This is a genomic window from Mesorhizobium sp. M1217 (assembly GCF_040318275.1).
Lineage (GTDB): Bacteria > Pseudomonadota > Alphaproteobacteria > Rhizobiales > Rhizobiaceae > Mesorhizobium.
On the sequence record NZ_JAMYMA010000031.1, the window covers coordinates 35,055 to 51,919 of the forward strand.

The window sequence follows — 16,865 nt, forward strand, 5'->3', positions numbered from 1 at the left end:
CGGATAGCGAAGCGTTAATACGCGTATTCCATGAACACCGGCTCGATCGAGCCGCCCCAGCGTGTGTGGTAGGCCGACAGCATCTCTTCGGCGCTGGTCGTGCCGCGCGCGACGACTTCGTCGAGCGTGTTGAGGAACGAGGTCTCGTCATAGCCGTCGCGGTTCTTGCGGCCGCGGTTCTTCAGTCCCATGCGCGAGATGACGAGCACGTCGCGGGCGATCTCGCGCAACGTCGTGTTGCGGAAGGGCGCTGAAATGCCCTGTTCCGGCACTGCGTTGCGCATTGCCAGCACTTCGTCATAACTCCAGCTCGAAGTCAGCGCCTCGGCCGCGTCGAGCGCAGCCGCATCGTAGAGCAGCCCGACCCAGAAGGCCGGCAGCGCGCAGATGCGCCGCCACGGCCCGCCATCGGCGCCGCGCATTTCGAGAAAGCGCTTCAGCCGCACGTCCGGGAACAGCGTCGACAGATGGTTCGCCCAGTCGCCCATCGTCGGCAGCCCGTCCGGCAGTTCGTTATGGGCAGCACCTGCCATGAACTGGCGGAAGGTGATGTGCGTCATGTCATGGTACTGGCCGTCGCGGATGACGAAATACATCGGCACGTCGAGCGCCCATTCGACATAATCGGCAAAGCCGAAATCGGGCGAGAAGCAGAATTCGAGCAGGCCGGAGCGCTGGTTGTCGGTGTCGCGCCAGATCTCGCCGCGCCAGCTCTGCAGGCCGTTCGGCCGACTTTCGGTGAAGGGCGAGTTGGCAAACAGCGCCGTCGACAGTGGCTGCAATTTCAGCGACACCTGCATCTTGCGGCGCATGTCGGCTTCGCTCTCGAAGTCGAGGTTCACCTGGATGGTGCAGGTCCGGTACATCATGTCGAGGCCCTTGGTACCGACCTTGGGCATGTAGCGGGTCATGATCTCGTAGCGCGATTTCGGCATTTTCGGCGTCTCGGCCAGCGACCATTTCGGGCTGCCGCCAAGGCCGAGAAAACGAATGCCCATCGGTTCGGCGATCTCGCGTACCTGCGCCAGATGCGCATTGCCTTCGCGGCAGGTCTGGTGGATCGTCTCCAGCGGCGCGCCGGACAGCTCGAACTGGCCGCCGGGTTCCAGCGAGATCGCGCCCTGGCCGGTCGGCTCGACCAGGCCGATGATGCGGCCGGCATCCATGATCGGGTCCCAGCCGAGTTTGTCCTGCATGCCTTCGAGGATGGCGCGGATGCCGCGCTCGCCGCCATAGGGCACCGGCGCATTGCCGTCGATATAGAACGGGAATTTCTCGTGCTCGGTGCCGATCCGCCATTTGTCACGCGGCTTGTTGCCTTCGGCCAGGTGCTCGACGAGTTCGTCGACGCTTTCTATCGGCCGGAAATCGGTAGTATCGCGCGCCATAATAGCCCTCCGCACATGACCCCGAAAATCGGCTTCGATTTTCGGAAAGGATCATGTGCCCAATCAATATGCTACAGCGTCCTTTGCGCGCCCGAAAGGACGCGCTGCGCTGCAGAGCGGCCGGACGACCGCCGGCGCTAGATGGACGAAATGTCAGTAGCCGATCAAGCGAAAAATCCTGAGCCAGAGGGTAACGGGAATTGATCACCAATCGCCGATTGTCGCCTGGATCAGCGCCAGTGCCGCCACCGCCGCCGTATCCGCTCGCAGGATGCGCGGCCCGAGCGGAATGGCGGTAACGAACGGCAGCGCTCTCAGCATCCTGCGTTCCTCGTCGGAAAAGCCGCCCTCCGGCCCGACTAGCAGCGCGAGCTTGTTCTCCCGCACCGCCTGCAATGCCGGCAGGGGATTGTTGGTGGCGGCATCCTCGTCGCAGAAGATCAACCGCCGCTGACGATCCCAGTTGTCGAGCAGGCGCTCGAATTTTTCCGCTTCGCGCACATCCGGTACCGCCAATATGCCGCATTGTTCGGCCGCCTCGACGACATTGGCGCGCAGGCGCTCGATGCCGGGTTTTGCCACTTGCGTATGCTGGGTGATGACCGGCTGCAGGCTGCCGGCGCCCATCTCCACCGCCTTTTGCACGAGGTAGTCGAGCCGTCCTTGCTTCAACGGCGCGAAGCAATAGACGAGATCGGGCAGTGGCGGCTGCGGCCGCTGCAGCGCCATCACCTTCAGGCGCAACGCCTTCTTCGATTTCGCGGCGATCGCCGCCGACCATTCGCCGTCGCGGCCGTTGAACACCAGAACCTCGGCGCCTTCGCCGAGCCGCAGCACATGCGAGAGATAATGGCTCTGCTGCGGGCCGACCTCGAACTCGGTATCCGGTCCAAGCTCGTCCGGCACGAACAGCCGCTGCATCTTGTAATTGGCGCGCATCGCCGAGGAATGCGGCAACGTCACCCTCGGCGTCAAGCCTCGGCGGAAGGATGCCAGACAGGCTCGTAGCCTTGCTGCAGCACCGAAACAGTTGTCGCCGGCGTGAGCATGTGGATTGGACCGTCGGTAAAACCGCCGAACCCCACCGGTTCGCGATAGCCGCCGAAACTCCAGGACAGCGCGGCGCCGTCAAACAGGGCGTACGCCCTGTTTCCTGACGAGATCATCGTGCCGTCCGGCAAGTCCGCAAGCGCCTCCGGTTCCAGTCTCGGCGCCGGTCCGCCCGATGCCAGGCGCTCCTTGTGCAGGCGCTTGTCGAGTTGCGGCGCGCGCGGCTCGGCAATGCCGAAGGCGTCGCCGAAGCGCTGGACAAAATCCCTGGCTCGCTCGCGCCGGCAGAAAAAGCACGGCCGGTGCCCGGCCGCCAGCGCCGTCACCTCGTCGAGGAAAAACAGTTCGGTCCAGCCGGCCTTGCCGCCCAATTGGTCGTCGCTTTGCCGGTTGCGCCCCATCGGCTCGCGCCGCACATTGCGGAATTCGCAGACGCAGATGATCCAGGCTTGCAGCGCCCAGCGCTTCTTCAACAGCGTTCTCGTCTCGGCGTCGTGAATGATGCCGCGATTGCCCATGAACAGGCCGCGCTCCGGCACGGCATGGATGGCGCCGAACGGATCGACCCGGTTTTGCAGTGGCATAGGCGTTCCTTGTTGGCTGCGATGCTGGCGCCATGATATCGCTCGCTGCATCTATTTCATGTCAGCAGGTTTCGATGCGGGTCTTGGTCGTCCAGAACTTCGACAATGAGGGCCTTGGCCAGATCGGCGCGGCGCTTGTCGAGGCCGGCGCCGATATCGACCTGCGCCGGCCCTATCGCGGCGACGCGCTGCCGCAAGATAGCGGCGGGCATGACGCCATGGTGGTGCTCGGCGGCGCCCAGAATGCACTGGACGACGAGCTCTGTCCTTATTTTCCGGGCCTGCTCGACCTGACGCGCGATTTTGCCGAGAGGGATCGCGCGGTGCTCGGCATCTGCCTTGGCGGCCAGTTGGTCGCGCGCGCCTTTGGCGGCGAGAACCAGATCGGCGGTGCCTCGGAGTTCGGCTGGCACGAGGTCGCGCTCACCGCGGCCGCGAACGCCGATCCGGTGCTCGCCGCCTTGCCCGAAAAATTCCCGATCTTCGAATGGCACGACGACACCTTTGTCTTGCCTGAGAGGGCCGTGCGGCTGGCCGGCAACGCCGTCGCCGAGAACCAGGCGTTCCGCATCGGCCGCGCCGTCTATGGCTTCCAGTTCCATTTCGAGGCCGACCGGCCGATGGTTCGCGACTGGAGCACCTCCTTCGCACCGCTGATTGCCGAGCGGCATCCTGAATGGGCAGGTCGGCTCGACGATGAAATGGCCCGCAACGGACCGCAAGCCGATGCCGCCGGCCTGGCCATCGCCCGCGCCTGGGTGGCGACGATCTGACGGCTCGTACAGCCAACGTTGCCTATTTGGCGACGTTGCATATTTGGCACGCGGCGCCAAATCCGCCGGGGATAACGCGTTTCATCCTTGGCCTGTGTCAATCCGCTAGCCTAAAAGGCGCCGCTCTGCATCTTCCGTGCAACCGCGATGAACCTATCCTGTGACCCGCGCGACACACCGCCGATACAGAACATGCCTAGAAGCGCGAAACCGTCAGACATTTGCGACGAATTTTGCGTTTCAACGCATTGGTAACCCGCTCGTGCATAGATGCAGGAAGCTCAACAAGAGATGACGTCCGTGAAAGCAGCCTTTTTGTCCTTTGCCATGTTGTCGGCCATTGTCTTGTGCGGCCTCGGCATTTATTCCGCCGACGCAGCCAACAACCACAATGCCGTCGACGGCTACGGCGTCACCGCCGCGCTTCGCTAGACCCTCTGCTCATAACCCCACGCCTTCCCTAAGCCCGCTCACCCGTGACTGTCAGGATATGCTTGTCCGCGCCGTCCACGACGAGCGCGGTGAGGTTTCCCGACTGCCAGGCGAGGGTGTCGACATTGACGCGGTTGCCTGTGATCTCGGGCTTGGGCACCGGCGTATGGCCGTGCACCACGATCTTGGGATGAAGACCGGTGTGATCGTGGAAGACCTCGCGAATCCAGATCAGGTCCTGCGGGCTCTGGCTTTCCAGCGCAATGCCGGGCCGGATGCCGGCATGGCAGAAGAAGAAATCGCCGAACGTCACTGAAAAGGGCAGCGAGCGCAGGAATTCGACATGGTTCTGCGGCACCGCCTCGACCAGTGCGGCGTGGCCTTGCCGCAATGCCGCATCGGCGCGGCCAAACCAGGCGCTGCTCCCACCGAGTGACACACCATACGACAGCGCCGTCTGGATGCCGCCATAGCGCATGAACAGCCCGTCCTGATCGGGGACATCGAGAAAATCGAGAAAGCCGAGATCATGATTCCCGGCCAGCATCAGGTGACGCGGATCGCGTTTTTGCGCGTCGATCAGGAAATCGATGACGCCTTTGGAGTCCGGGCCGCGGTCGACATAGTCGCCGAGATGGATCACGCGCCAATCGGCCGACGGCCTTTGACCGAGCTCCGCCTCGATCCGCCGGTGCATGGCGGCCAGCAGGTCGAGCCGGCCGTGCACATCGCCGATCGCATAAAGGCGCATGCCTTGCGGTCCGCGCGCCTCGTAAAAATTGATGCCGGGCTCCGTCAATGCCTGCGTCGCCTCCGTGATCATGCCGTCACGGGACTTTAGCGCCGAAGCTGATCCTTGCCCATGTCGGTGACCAGACGCTTTCCGCACAGTGCCAGCGTTATGTCCATCTCCTTGCGGATGATTTCCAGCGCCTTGGTAACCCCTTCCTTGCCGAGTGCGCCGAGGCCGTACAGGAAAGGCCGGCCGATATAGGTGCCCTTGGCGCCGAGGCACAGTGCTTTGAGCACGTCCTGGCCGGAACGGATGCCGCCGTCCATATGCACCTCGATCGTGTCGCCGACGGCATCGGCGATCTCTTCGAGCGCCATGATCGATGACGAGGCGCCGTCGAGCTGGCGGCCGCCATGGTTGGAAACGATGATCGCATCGGCACCCGACCTGGCCGCCATCATCGCATCTTCCTTGTCGAGAATGCCTTTCAGGATCAGCTTGCCGCCCCAGCGCTCCTTGATCCAGGCGACGTCCTTCCACGACAGATGCGGATCGAACTGCTCCTTCGTCCACGACGAAAGCGAGGCGAGGTCGCCGACGCCCTTGGCATGGCCGACGATGTTGCGGAAGCTCCGGCGCTTGGTCCCGGCCATGCCGACGCACCAGCGCGGCCTTGTCGCCATCTGCCAGAGGTGCTTCGGCGTCATCCGCGGCGGCGCCGAAAGCCCGTTGCGGATATCCTTGTGGCGCTGGCCCAGGATCTGCAGGTCGAGCGTCAGCACCAGCGCCGAACATTTCGCCGCCTTTGCCCGGTCGATCAAATCGAAGACGAAATCCTTGTCGCGCAGCACATAGAGCTGGAACCAGAACGGCTTCCTGGTCACCGACGCGACATCCTCGATCGAGCAGATGCTCATCGTAGACAGCGTGAACGGCACGCCGAATTCTTCCGCCGCCTGCGCCGCCAGCATCTCGCCGTCCGGATGCTGCATGCCGGTCATGCCGGTCGGCGCCAGCGCCACCGGCATCGCCACCTTCTCGCCGATCATGGTCGATTCCAGCGAGCGGTTGTCCATGTCGACCAGCACGCGCTGGCGGAACTTGATCTTTTGGAAATCCTCTTCGTTGGCTCGGTAGGTGCTTTCGGTCCAGGCGCCGGAATCGGCGTAGTCGAAGAACATCTTCGGCACACGGCGGCGCGCCAGGTCCTTGAGGTCGGCGATGGTGAGGATGCTGCTCATGGATCTTTTTCCGCTGGTTCTTCGCTGGTTCGTCGTTGAATTTTCTGGCCGCGGCCTACGGCTGTTTTCTTGCCGGCTCGCCATCACCGGGCTCGGAGCGCTGCCTGAGCCTCAGCCGCGACACGCGCTGCCAGTCGCCGCTGCGCTCGGCCTCGGCCATCGACCGTTCGACATAGGAGATGTGGTCCATCGCCGCCTGCCGCGCCGCGGCCGGATCGCCGACCTTGACCGCGGTGTAGATTGCCCGGTGCTGCGAAAGCAGCGCCTCGCGCGCACCCGGCACGCTGAACACCAGCCGCCGGTTCTGGAACACGCCTTCCGACAGCAGCCGGTAACAGGCGCGCAGCGTGTGCAGCAGGATGATGTTGTGCGCGCATTCGCAGATCGCGTGATGGAACTCAACGTCGATTTCCGCCTCGTCGTCGAAATTGCCGGTCCGGTGCGCCTCGTCCATCCGTGCCATGATGCGGTCGAGCAGCGCCAGATCGTCCGATGTGGCGCGCCGCGCCGCATATTCCGCCGCCACCGCCTCGATCTCGCGGCGGTACTCCAGATAGTCGGTCACCGCCTTGCGATGCATCGAGATCAGGTCGGCCACCGGCTTCGTGAACAGCTGGCCGATGACGTCGGCGACATGGGTGCCGCCGCCTGGCCGTGTCGTCAATAGCCCGCGCCCTTCCAAGGCTTTCAAGGCATCGCGCAGGATCGGCCGCGACACCTCGAACTGGCGCGCCAGCTCGCGCTCGCCCGGCAGCCGGTCGCCGGTGCGCAGCACGCCTTCGAGGATCAGGCTCTCGATCTGCTGCACCACCTCGTCGGCGGTGCGCGAATGCTCGATCCGGGAGAAAATGTCGCTCAAACGGGGTGCCTGGGGGTTGAACCGATGTCGCGCAAGATAAAGCCAGCGTCGCCAACTGGTCAAATTATTTATCCAATTCGCCCGGCCGGGTCGGTTTCACAGCCGCGGCTTCATATCACCTTCTGCTAAACTGGCTGTTTGCGTGCCCTGGCGATTGCCTCTAGAGCAATTCCAGGAAAAGTGTGAAACGGTTTTCCGTCCGGAATTGCGCAGAATCAAAGGGATAGAGCGGTTCGGCGTTTCCGTGAAACGATAAAACCGCTCTAGAGGGACATCATTGCCAAAGGGCTCAGAGAAGCCCGGGGGACCAGCCGTGCCAGACGCCGACCCGTCCAATTTCGAATTCCAGCTGCGCGCCAAAGCCATGGGCGGCAGCGTCATGGGCTTTCCGGCGCATGAAGGTCGGCCCGGCGCGCTCGGCGAGGTCCACGCCCGACCGCATCCGCTGGTCGAAAAGCCGCGCGTGCTGGTGCAGCTTTCCTTCATGACCGAAGGCGGATCGAGCGTCGATCTGGCAGTGCTTTCGGAACTGTCGCAGCGCCTTGGTATTGCCGCGCCCGACCGCCATGCCCGCCATCACGCGATGAAGTGGGGCAAGGGCTCGCTGCGCTGGGAACGGCACACGGAGTTCTCGACCTATCTCTGGGAAGGGCCGCTCGCCGAAAACGGCAGGGGGCAAGAAGATACCCCCTTCGGCAACGGGTTTTCGCCGCCGGGCACGGTGATTTCCGGCATCAGGCTCGAAATCCGCAAATGGACACCGGCGAACGAGCGGCTGATCGCCGGCTTCGACCCGACCAGCCTGTGCTATTCGCTGGTCGAGCGCGGCAACGCGGCCATCGTCACCGATTTCCGCCAGGATGGCGACGGCTTGACCCGCATGCTGGTGCTCGATCGCGGGCTGACACCGGCGCGCACCGGGGCGCTGTCGCAGCGGCTGATCGATATCGAGACCTACCGCACGCTGGCCATGCTTGGGCTGCCGCTGGCGCTGATGCTTTCGGGGCGTGCCCGCCGCATCGAGGACAGGCTGGCCCAGACCACGCTGGAAATGAAGGTCGCCGAAACCCGCGACAGCCAGACCTTGCTGGCCGACCTGACCGAACTTGCCGCCGAACTGGAGGCGGATGCCGCCTCCAGCCTCTACCGGTTCGGCGCCAGCCGTGCCTATGACGGCATCGTCGGCGAGCGGCTGGAGGCGCTCGAGGAAGAAGCCGTGCCCGGCTACGACACCTGGGGCGGGTTCCTGCAGCGGCGCGTCGCGCCGGCCATGCGCACCTGCCGTTCGGTCGAGGAGCGCCAGGCCAATCTGTCGCGCAAGCTGACCCGTGCCACCACGCTGCTGCGCACCTGGGTCGACGTCGAGGTCGAGAAGCAGAACCGCGATCTCTTGGCATCGATGAACAATCGCGCCCGCCTGCAATTGCGCCTGCAGCAGACGGTGGAGGGGCTGTCTGTCGCCGCCGTTTCCTACTATGTCGTCGGCCTCATCGGCTACGTCGCCAAGGGCGCCTCGATCTTCGGCCATGCCTTTGCGCCGGAAATGGTCACCGCCGCCTCGGTGCCGCTCGCCGTCCTGCTCGTCTGGTGGGGCGTGCGCCGTGTCCGCCGCATGCACTCCGAACCGGGCAAGCAGCCGGGCGAGTAGTGTGGGGCGCGCAGCGGCAGATTGCCGCTGCGAAAGGCTGTCCCGGCCATAGGCCCGCGATCCCGGCCAAAGCGGCATTTGCAACCGATAGCCGTCGCTGGTAAAAGATTTTTACCAGTCGGTCGAAGGAGGCTGTCGATGTCCGGTCTTGCGATGCCGAAACCAGACGACGCCACGCTGCGCCGGCGCGATGAGATCGTCGCCGATATGCGCATCATCGTGCCGGGCGAGGGCGTCGTCGACGCAGCCAATGCGATGCGCGCCTTCGAGAGCGATGGGCTCACCGCCTACCGGCAATTGCCGCTGGTCGTGGTGCTGCCGCAAACCGTGGCGCAGGTCTCGCGCGTGCTGAAATATTGCAGTGACCGCAATATCCGCGTCGTGCCGCGCGGCTCCGGCACCTCGCTCTCCGGCGGCGCGCTGCCGCTGGAAGACGCGGTGCTGCTGGTGATGAGCCGCTTCAACCGCATCCTCGAGATCGATTTCCAGAACCGCATCGTCGTCGCTCAGCCCGGCGTCACCAATCTCGGCATCACCACCGCCGTCGAGCAGGAGGGCTTCTATTACGCCCCCGATCCATCCTCCCAGATCGCCTGCTCGATCGGCGGCAATGTCGCGGAAAATTCCGGCGGCGTGCACTGCCTAAAATACGGTCTCACCGCCAATAATGTGCTTGGTATCGAGATGGTGCTGATGAATGGCGAGGTGGTGCGCCTCGGCGGCAGCCATCTCGACGCGGAAGGCTACGATCTGCTCGGCGTGATGACCGGCTCCGAAGGATTGCTCGGTGTCGTCACCGAGGTCACCGTCCGCATTTTGAAGAAGCCCGAGACGGCGCGTGCCCTGCTGATCGGCTTCCCGACCAGCGAGCAAGCCGGCCAATGTGTCGCCGACATCATCGGCGCCGGCATCATCCCGGGCGGCATGGAGATGATGGACCGCCCGGCCATCCACGCCGCCGAGGATTTCGTCCAGGCCGGCTATCCCCTGGATGTCGAGGCGCTGCTGATCGTCGAGCTGGACGGGCCGGGTGTCGAGGTCGACCATCTGATCGGCCTGGTCGAAGCCATTGCCTATAGGAACGGCTCGACCACATGCCGCATTTCGCAATCGGAGCAGGAGCGGCTGAGTTTCTGGGCCGGCCGCAAGGCAGCCTTCCCGGCGGTCGGCCGCATCTCGCCCGACTATTACTGCATGGACGGCACCATCCCGCGCAAGGAATTGCCGCGCGTCCTCGCCGGCATGCGCGAACTGTCGGAGAAATACGGGCTCGGCGTCGCAAATGTCTTCCACGCCGGCGACGGCAATCTGCATCCGCTGATCCTCTACGACGCCAACGTGCCGGGCGAGCTCGACAAGGCGGAGAGTTTCGGCGCCGACATATTGCGGCTCTGCGTCAAGGTCGGCGGCGTGCTGACCGGTGAGCACGGGGTCGGCGTCGAGAAGCGCGACCTGATGCCGGAAATGTTCAACCAGATCGATCTCGACCAGCAGATGCGCGTCAAATGCGCCTTCGACCCCAATCACCTGCTCAACCCGGGCAAGGTATTTCCGCAGCTGAGGCGATGCGCGGAGCTCGGGCGGATGCACGTGCATCGCGGGCAGCTGGCATTTCCGGACATTCCGAGGTTTTGAGGGGTATGTTGGCGCTTGGACACCCCCCTCTGTCCTGCCGGACATCTCCCCCGCAAGGGGGGAGATTGGCTGCTTCAACGTCCTGCTCGCCTTCAAGCGTTGATGGTTGGCGAAAGCCTAAGCGACATCCGATCTCCCCCCTTGCGGGGGAGATGTCCGGCAGGACAGAGGGGGGTGGGAAGGATCGCGGCTTCTCGTCATTTACGACTGGTGGTTCTGCCGCATGACCACCTTCACCCCGACCACATCAGCGGAAACCCTCTCCACCATCGCCTGGGCCGCAGCGGAAGACTCGCCGCTCGAGATCCTCGGCCATGGTTCCAAGCGCGGCATCGGCCGGCCGCAGCAGAGCGAGCATACGCTCGACCTCTCCAAACTCTCCGGCGTCACACTCTACGAGCCGGCCGAGCTGGTGCTGTCGGCGAAGGCCGGCACGGCGCTGGCCGAGATCGAAAGCCTGCTTGCCGAAAACGGCCAGCAACTGGCCTTCGAACCGATGGACTATGGCCCACTGCTTGGCGGCGAGCCGGGGAACGGCACCATCGGCGGCGTGCTGGCGGCGAACCTTTCCGGCCCGCGCCGGCTGAAGGCCGGCGCTGCGCGCGATCACATCCTTGGCATCGCGGCCGTTTCCGGGCGCGGCGAGGCCTTCAAGTCGGGCGGCCGCGTGGTCAAGAATGTCACCGGCTATGATCTCTCCAAGCTGATGGCCAACAGCTGGGGCACGCTGGCGGTGTTCACCGACGTCACCTTCAAGGTGCTGCCTGCTGCCGAGACCGAAGTCACGCTCGCCATCCGTGGCCTGCTCGACGATCATGCCACCGCCGCCATGGCGCTGGCACTGGGTTCCAGCGCGGAGGTGTCGAGTGCGGCCCATCTTCCTGAACGGGTCGCCGCGCGGGTCGCCGGCGGCAGTCTCGGCAGCGATGCGGCGACGCTGCTGCGCATTGAGGGTTTCGGCCCGTCGGTCGCCTACCGCATCGCGGCGCTGAAAGACCTGCTGAAAAACGCCGGTCCGCTGCAGGAGATTTCCGGTTCGGTCTCGTATTCTGTCTGGCGTGACATCCGCGATTGCGCGCCGTTCGCCGATGGCAGCGAAAGGCCGGTGTGGCGCGTCTCGATGGCGCCGTCGCAGGGCCACCTTATGGTGCTGGCGCTGCGCATGCAGGCCGCGGTCGATGCCTTCTACGATTGGCAGGGCGGGCTGATCTGGCTGCGCATGCAGCAGGACGATCCAGAGGCCGGCCTGTTGCGCGGGCTGATCAGAAAGCATGGCGGCGGCCATGCCACGCTGGCTCGCGCAACCCCTGCGCATCGCGCGGCGATACCCGTGTTCGAACCGCAAGCGCCGCCTCTTGCAGCACTGTCGGCGCGGCTGAAGGCCGAATTCGACCCGAAGAATATCCTCAATCCCGGGCGTATGGCGCCGGGCGCAGGCTCTGCTACTCTCGCCCCAGCAACCGAGGGAGGAGCGCAATGAGCGATGCAGGCCAAAACGGTACGTCACGCCAGACCGACCGCTGGCTGGAGCCCGGTCCGACCAACGCGCTGGTCATCTATATCCTCTATCTCGCCGGCCTCGTTATCGGCGTCAGCGGCATTGTCGGCATCGTCCTGGCCTATATCAACCGCGGCAAGGCCGGCGGCTTCGTTGAAAGCCATTACGCATTCCTGATCCGCACCTTCTGGATCGGCCTGCTCTATGCACTGATCTCGGCGCTGCTGATGGTCGTGGTCGTCGGCGTCGTGCTGATGGTCGCCGTCGCGGTCTGGTTCATCGCCCGCTGCATTCTCGGCCTGCAGGCGCTGCAGCGCGGCGAGGCGGTCAAGAACCCGGAAAGCTGGTTCCTGGGATTATGAGCATGATCCCCAAAAGTGGGTACCGGTTTTGGGAAAAGATCATGTTCAAACGGTAAGGATTCTTTTGCGTGCAGACTTCCTTCTCGCTTGCCCAGCTTGCCGATCCGCATGTCGCGGAATCGGAGAAGATCCTGCGCAAATGCGTGCATTGCGGCTTCTGCACGGCCACCTGCCCGACCTATGTGACGCTCGGCAACGAGCTGGATTCGCCGCGCGGCCGGATCTACCTGATCAAGGACATGCTGGAGAACGGACGGCCGGCCGACAAGGAGATCGTCACCCATATCGACCGCTGCCTGTCCTGCCTCGCCTGCATGACCACCTGCCCGTCGGGCGTCAACTACATGCATCTGGTCGACCACGCCCGCGCCCATATCGAGGAGACCTACAGGCGGCCGCTGGCCGATCGCCTGACGCGCGCCATGCTGGCGTTCGTGCTGCCTTATCCCTCGCGCTTTCGCGCGGCGCTCAAGCTGGCGAAGCTCGGCCAGCCATTCGCCGGCCTGTTCGAGAAAATCTCGGCATTGAAGCCGCTGGCGGCGATGCTGAAGCTCGCTCCAACGCACATCCCCGCTGCATCGCCGATGGCTTCGCCGGGCATCCATGCGGGGCAGGGCGCAAAGAAAAATGGCCGCGTCGCCATCCTCGCCGGCTGCGCGCAATCGGTGCTCGATCCCGGCATCAACGACTCGGCGATTTCGCTGCTGACCCGGCTTGGTGTCGAGGTCGTCGTCCCGCAGGGCGAGGGCTGCTGCGGCGCATTGGTGCATCATATGGGACGCGAGGACGCTGCCCTGGCGTCGGCCCAACGGAATGTCGACGCCTGGACGCGCGCCATCGAGCAAGGCGGACTCGACGCCATCATCATCACCGCATCCGGCTGCGGCACCACCATCAAGGATTATGGCTTCATGCTGCGCCTCGATCCTGCCTACGCCGACAAGGCCGCGCGCGTCTCGGCGCTGGCCAGGGACATCACCGAATATCTGGCAAGCCTCGACCTGCCTCAGCCGGTGCGTAGACCGGGCATCATCGTCGCCTATCACTCGGCCTGCTCGATGCAGCACGGCCAGAAGATCACCCGCCAGCCGAAGGAGCTTCTGGTCCGGGCCGGGTTCGTCGTGCGCGAGCCGCGCGAAGGGCATCTCTGCTGCGGTTCTGCCGGCACCTACAACATCCTGCAGCCCGGGATTTCGGCGACGCTGCGCGACCGCAAGGTCAGGAATATCGAGGCGACCGGCGCTGAAATCGTCGCCACCGGCAACATCGGCTGCATCACCCAGATCGCCTCCGCCGCCAAGCTGCCGGTGGTGCATACGATAAAGCTGCTCGACTGGGCCTATGGTGGGCCGAAGCCCGAAGGCGTTCGCGAAGACAGGGTGGTTGTCGCGGCCGAGTGATCCGCCAGTCGCCTACTCCGCCGCCAGTCTGTCCGCGTGCCGTAGGTTGCCTGGTAGCGGGCGCGCTGGCGGCTGAGCGCCACCATCGTGTTGCGCAGCAGGATCGCCACGGTGATCGGGCCGACGCCACCAGGCACCGGCGTGATCCACGACGCGACATGCCTGACGCTCTCGGCATCGACGTCGCCGACGATGCGGCTCTCGCCATCCGGCCCGATTTCCGAATTGATGCCGATGTCGATGACGGCGGCGCCCGGCTTGACCATGTCGGCCTTGATCAGCCGCGGCTTGCCGACGGCGACGAACAGGGCGTCGGCGCGGCGTGCGTGTGCCGCCACCGAGCGTGTCATGTGATGGCAGACGGTTACCGTCGCGCCTTCGCTCATCAAAAGGAAGGCGATCGGCTTGCCGACGATCTCGGAGTGGCCGACGACCACCACTTCGAGCCCCTTGAGGTCGAGGCCGGTTTCCCTGAGCAGTTCGACCGAGGCAGCGGCAGTGCAGGGCGCCAGGTCGAGCTGGTTGTAGACGATGTTGCCGATCGACGCCGGATGCATGCCCTCGACGTCCTTGAGTGGATGCACCGCCGCCTGCAGCGTCTTGATCGGGATATGCACCGGCACCGGTCGCTGGATGATGATGCCGGTGACGCGCGGGTCGGCGTTGAGGCCGTGGATCGCAGCTTCGAGTTCGCCGGCAGTGATGTCGGCGCGAAAGCGCCTCTCCTCGAAGCCGATTCCGGCCAGCCCCGCCTTGGCGCGCTGGTTGCGGACATAGATGTCGACCGCCGCTGTGTCGCCGACGGTGATCGACACCAGCTTGGGCGGAAAGCCTTCGGCGGTGGCGATCGCCGCGTCCTCGCGCACGCTGGCGATGATGCGTTGGGCAACCGGGCCGCCCTTGAGATAGCGGCTGTCATCGGAGAGGGACATCGAGATAGGGCCTTTGTCTGGAATTTTGGCTGCCACATAGCAAAGGGACGGCGAAAAGGCAGCGCGAAAAGCGAACCGCTATGCCTGTCGCGCGACGTGCCGGCGAAATCTTCGTCAATTCTCGCTGGCGGAAACAAAAAGGGCAGCACGGCTTGCCGCGCTGCCCTTTCGTGACTGGCCGCATCCCCACACGGCCCGTCCCCCGTTGTTTATTCATCTGGCCTCAGAAAGCCAAAGCTAATGTCTTTCTAGACCAGATGATTCGTCGCGGCAATTATATCACCACCACCATTGTTCCGATATTCACGCGCTCGTAAAGATCGACCACATCCTCGTTGCGCATGCGGATGCAGCCCGACGACACCGCGCCGCCGATGGTCCAGGGCTGGTTGGTGCCGTGGATGCGGTATTCGGTCGAGCCGAGATAGAGCGCGCGTGCGCCGAGCGGGTTTTCCATGCCGCCGGCGAGATAGGTTGGCAGATAACGGCCCTTTGCGGCTTCGCGGGCGATCATCACCGCCGGCGGCCGCCAGTCCGGCCAGACCCGCTTGTTGGTGATCTTGTGGGTGCCGGACCATTCGAAGCCCGGCTTGCCGGTGCCGACGCCATAGCGCCGCGCCTTGCCGTTCTTCTCGACCAGATAGAGGAAATTCTCTCTCGTATCGATGACGATCGTGCCCGGCTTCTGCGGGCCGTCATAGGCGACTTCCTGCGGCAAATAGGCGGGATCGATCTGCGGCCGCATCACCATGCGCTTGGCCGGCGCCTGCACCGCTGCGGTGCGCAATTGATCCGGTTCGGCCTGGCGCCGGTAGCGCCGTAGCGGCTGCGCTTCTTGCCGGCTCTGCCGCACGATGCCCGGCGCATGGCCGAGCTGCAGCACCCAGGGCGCCGAAAGGTCGGGGCTGACCACCACCGGCGGCCTCTCGGCATAGCGGTCGTTGGCATTGGCGGCACCAGCGGCAAGCACGGCCGCGGCGCCGAACAGTGGGAACAAGAATATCTTCATCGGATCGCACCTTGATCGTCGAACATGCCGGGGCGCAAAGCCTCCCCGATTTCCGCGACATTGGGCGCGAAGCGGCAACCGAAACATGAATCGGAATGCGTAAAATGCCTGTCTGTCAGTAAAGCTTTTGGTGTGGTTACCGCCCGGTTCAGGAATCTGGTAAAGCCGCGGTAAAGGCCGCTTCAAAACGCGTTAACGCCAAGACACGAACGGAATTCCGCCATGGACGAAAAGACAGGTCTGCTTGCTGGTCCCGACGGCATCGCCCGCTGCTTCTGGCACGGCAACCTGCCGGATTATCTGCACTACCACGACCACGAATGGGGCCGGCCGGTCGCCGACGATCGCCGGCTGTTCGAAAAGATCTGCCTCGAAGGCTTTCAGTCGGGCCTGTCCTGGCTGACCATATTGCGCAAGCGCGACAATTTCCGCGAGGCCTTCGCCGGCTTCGATGTCGACAAGATCGCTGCCTTCACCGACGCCGATGTCGAGCGCCTGCTCGGCAATGCCGGCATCATCCGTCACCGCGGCAAGATCGTTTCGACCATCAACAACGCCAAACGCGCCCGCGAACTCATCGACGAGGCCGGCTCGCTGGCCGCCTGGTTCTGGAAGTTCGAGCCCGGCCCGGACGAGCGGCCCGAGATGGTCGACCTCGCCCATCTGCGCGCCAATCCGACGACGGCCGTTTCGGTCCGCATTTCGAAGGAGCTGAAGAAGCGCGGCTGGAGCTTTGTCGGCCCGACCACCGTCTACGCTTTCATGCAGGCGATGGGGCTGGTCAACGACCATCTCGAGGGCTGCGTCTGCCGGGAACCGGTCGAGGCGGAGCGGAAAGCGTTCAGGCGGCCGAAATAGCGGCTCAGGCGCCGCCGGCGCCGGCCAGGAAAAACCCGGCCAGGATGGCCGCCAGCGCGGCGAACACCGGATAGATCACCAGCAGGCCGGTCATCAGCACGTCGCGCATGGTCGGCCCGCTGCGCTGTTGCGCCGCGATCTCGAACAGTCCGGCGATTTGCTTCGTCGTTTTTGGCCCATAACCATCGGCCGGCCGCAGCCGGACCGGGGCGTCGCGTGCGCCGCTATCGATGATGTCAAACTTCTGTAGCGTGGCCATGGCCCCGAACCCCTTGTTTCGGCGCGCTTATCGGCCCGGATTGTGTCGGCACGATGCCGCGCGCATGGCGCAATTGTTTCAGCTTCTTTTTCTTGCCTTCTCCCCTTGTGGACCTGTTGCGCAGTCATGAGCAAAAGCTTGCGGCGGCGGGGTTGCGGCGGTTGTTCGCTTGTTTGCGGGGGATTTGACGTCTTGTTTGGGGTT

The 16,865-nt window shown here is 64.4% G+C and carries 16 protein-coding genes and 1 pseudogene; 8 read left to right on the forward strand and 9 right to left on the reverse strand.

The genetic code is table 11. The features are described from left to right. Positions 1-14: 14 nt before the first annotated feature. From NKH37_RS32200 to NKH37_RS32210, 3 genes are all read right to left on the reverse strand, one after another. Positions 15-1,388: a glutamate--cysteine ligase gene (locus NKH37_RS32200; RefSeq protein ID WP_352641499.1), complete on the reverse strand. Its 1,374-nt coding sequence runs from the start codon at positions 1,386-1,388 to the stop codon at positions 15-17. 204 nt (positions 1,389-1,592) lie between these two features. After that, positions 1,593-2,327 (reverse strand): 16S rRNA (uracil(1498)-N(3))-methyltransferase, encoded by a 735-nt coding sequence (locus tag NKH37_RS32205; RefSeq protein ID WP_352641552.1) that lies wholly within the window; start codon positions 2,325-2,327, stop codon positions 1,593-1,595. Positions 2,328-2,359: 32 nt separating this feature from the next. Further along, positions 2,360-3,022, reverse strand: a complete 663-nt coding sequence (locus NKH37_RS32210; protein WP_352482363.1) for a hypothetical protein — start codon at positions 3,020-3,022, stop codon at positions 2,360-2,362. Between the two features lie 74 nt (positions 3,023-3,096). Between NKH37_RS32210 and NKH37_RS32215 the strand changes: the two genes are divergently transcribed. Then, on the forward strand, positions 3,097-3,795 hold the full coding sequence (locus NKH37_RS32215; protein ID WP_023716464.1) for a type 1 glutamine amidotransferase: 699 nt from the start codon (positions 3,097-3,099) through the stop codon (positions 3,793-3,795). 291 nt (positions 3,796-4,086) lie between these two features. After that, a complete protein-coding gene (locus tag NKH37_RS32220) occupies positions 4,087-4,227 on the forward strand; it encodes a hypothetical protein (RefSeq protein WP_023716466.1) in 141 nt (46 codons plus the stop codon). A 28-nt stretch (positions 4,228-4,255) separates the two neighbouring features. On the opposite strand, the gene NKH37_RS32225 is transcribed toward NKH37_RS32220, so the two are convergent. From NKH37_RS32225 to NKH37_RS32235, 3 genes are read right to left on the reverse strand one after another with little or no spacing between them, the layout of a single operon-like run. Further along, a complete protein-coding gene (locus NKH37_RS32225) occupies positions 4,256-5,026 on the reverse strand; it encodes a metallophosphoesterase family protein (protein ID WP_023716467.1) in 771 nt (256 codons plus the stop codon). A 38-nt stretch (positions 5,027-5,064) separates the two neighbouring features. After that, positions 5,065-6,201 (reverse strand): alpha-hydroxy acid oxidase, encoded by a 1,137-nt coding sequence (locus tag NKH37_RS32230; RefSeq protein ID WP_023716468.1) that lies wholly within the window; start codon positions 6,199-6,201, stop codon positions 5,065-5,067. A 55-nt stretch (positions 6,202-6,256) separates the two neighbouring features. Continuing rightward, a complete protein-coding gene (locus NKH37_RS32235; protein ID WP_353006876.1) occupies positions 6,257-7,060 on the reverse strand; it encodes a FadR/GntR family transcriptional regulator in 804 nt (267 codons plus the stop codon). Positions 7,061-7,424: 364 nt separating this feature from the next. Between NKH37_RS32235 and NKH37_RS32240 the strand changes: the two genes are divergently transcribed. The 5 genes from NKH37_RS32240 to glcF all read left to right on the forward strand — a co-directional run bounded on the left by NKH37_RS32240 (position 7,425) and on the right by glcF (position 13,603). After that, the gene (locus NKH37_RS32240) at positions 7,425-8,708 is read left to right on the forward strand and encodes a DUF3422 family protein (RefSeq protein ID WP_023716470.1); all 1,284 of its coding nucleotides are present in this window, start codon (positions 7,425-7,427) and stop codon (positions 8,706-8,708) included. Positions 8,709-8,846: 138 nt separating this feature from the next. Beyond that, positions 8,847-10,343: an FAD-linked oxidase C-terminal domain-containing protein gene (locus tag NKH37_RS32245; RefSeq protein ID WP_352493848.1), complete on the forward strand. Its 1,497-nt coding sequence runs from the start codon at positions 8,847-8,849 to the stop codon at positions 10,341-10,343. A 223-nt stretch (positions 10,344-10,566) separates the two neighbouring features. Further along, the gene (locus tag NKH37_RS32250) at positions 10,567-11,823 is read left to right on the forward strand and encodes an FAD-binding protein (protein ID WP_353006879.1); all 1,257 of its coding nucleotides are present in this window, start codon (positions 10,567-10,569) and stop codon (positions 11,821-11,823) included. Continuing rightward, the gene (locus tag NKH37_RS32255) at positions 11,820-12,203 is read left to right on the forward strand and encodes a DUF4870 family protein (RefSeq protein WP_023716473.1); all 384 of its coding nucleotides are present in this window, start codon (positions 11,820-11,822) and stop codon (positions 12,201-12,203) included. Before NKH37_RS32250 ends, NKH37_RS32255 begins: the two co-directional genes overlap by 4 nt. A 68-nt stretch (positions 12,204-12,271) precedes the next feature. Further along, entirely contained in the window at positions 12,272-13,603 is a 1,332-nt protein-coding gene (gene glcF / locus NKH37_RS32260; protein WP_353006881.1) for a glycolate oxidase subunit GlcF, read from the forward strand. A 12-nt stretch (positions 13,604-13,615) separates the two neighbouring features. Here the strand turns inward: glcF and NKH37_RS32265 are convergent. After that, positions 13,616-14,535: pseudogene (locus NKH37_RS32265) on the reverse strand (bifunctional 5,10-methylenetetrahydrofolate dehydrogenase/5,10-methenyltetrahydrofolate cyclohydrolase). A gap of 274 nt (positions 14,536-14,809) precedes the next feature. Beyond that, positions 14,810-15,544, reverse strand: a complete 735-nt coding sequence (locus tag NKH37_RS32270) for a L,D-transpeptidase (protein ID WP_352885469.1) — start codon at positions 15,542-15,544, stop codon at positions 14,810-14,812. Positions 15,545-15,766: 222 nt separating this feature from the next. Between NKH37_RS32270 and NKH37_RS32275 the strand changes: the two genes are divergently transcribed. Next, a complete protein-coding gene (locus NKH37_RS32275) occupies positions 15,767-16,402 on the forward strand; it encodes a DNA-3-methyladenine glycosylase I (RefSeq protein WP_353006883.1) in 636 nt (211 codons plus the stop codon). Between the two features lie 4 nt (positions 16,403-16,406). On the opposite strand, the gene NKH37_RS32280 is transcribed toward NKH37_RS32275, so the two are convergent. Beyond that, positions 16,407-16,661 (reverse strand): hypothetical protein, encoded by a 255-nt coding sequence (locus NKH37_RS32280; protein WP_352482352.1) that lies wholly within the window; start codon positions 16,659-16,661, stop codon positions 16,407-16,409. Positions 16,662-16,865: the final 204 nt, after the last annotated feature.

Excerpts from the sequence above, each read along its gene's own strand:
- NKH37_RS32245 (WP_352493848.1), top strand. The coding sequence starts at position 8,847 with ATGTCCGGTCTTGCGATGCCGAAACCAGACGACGCCACGCTGCGCCGG.
- NKH37_RS32205 (WP_352641552.1), bottom strand. The coding sequence starts at position 2,327 with ATGCGCGCCAATTACAAGATGCAGCGGCTGTTCGTGCCGGACGAGCTT.
- NKH37_RS32230 (WP_023716468.1), bottom strand. The coding sequence starts at position 6,201 with ATGAGCAGCATCCTCACCATCGCCGACCTCAAGGACCTGGCGCGCCGC.
- NKH37_RS32275 (WP_353006883.1), top strand. The coding sequence starts at position 15,767 with ATGGACGAAAAGACAGGTCTGCTTGCTGGTCCCGACGGCATCGCCCGC.
- NKH37_RS32240 (WP_023716470.1), top strand. The coding sequence starts at position 7,425 with ATGGGCGGCAGCGTCATGGGCTTTCCGGCGCATGAAGGTCGGCCCGGC.
- NKH37_RS32270 (WP_352885469.1), bottom strand. The coding sequence starts at position 15,544 with ATGAAGATATTCTTGTTCCCACTGTTCGGCGCCGCGGCCGTGCTTGCC.
- NKH37_RS32280 (WP_352482352.1), bottom strand. The coding sequence starts at position 16,661 with ATGGCCACGCTACAGAAGTTTGACATCATCGATAGCGGCGCACGCGAC.
- NKH37_RS32220 (WP_023716466.1), top strand. The coding sequence starts at position 4,087 with ATGACGTCCGTGAAAGCAGCCTTTTTGTCCTTTGCCATGTTGTCGGCC.
- NKH37_RS32215 (WP_023716464.1), top strand. The coding sequence starts at position 3,097 with ATGCGGGTCTTGGTCGTCCAGAACTTCGACAATGAGGGCCTTGGCCAG.
- NKH37_RS32200 (WP_352641499.1), bottom strand. The coding sequence starts at position 1,388 with ATGGCGCGCGATACTACCGATTTCCGGCCGATAGAAAGCGTCGACGAA.
- NKH37_RS32250 (WP_353006879.1), top strand. The coding sequence starts at position 10,567 with ATGACCACCTTCACCCCGACCACATCAGCGGAAACCCTCTCCACCATC.
- NKH37_RS32255 (WP_023716473.1), top strand. The coding sequence starts at position 11,820 with ATGAGCGATGCAGGCCAAAACGGTACGTCACGCCAGACCGACCGCTGG.
- NKH37_RS32210 (WP_352482363.1), bottom strand. The coding sequence starts at position 3,022 with ATGCCACTGCAAAACCGGGTCGATCCGTTCGGCGCCATCCATGCCGTG.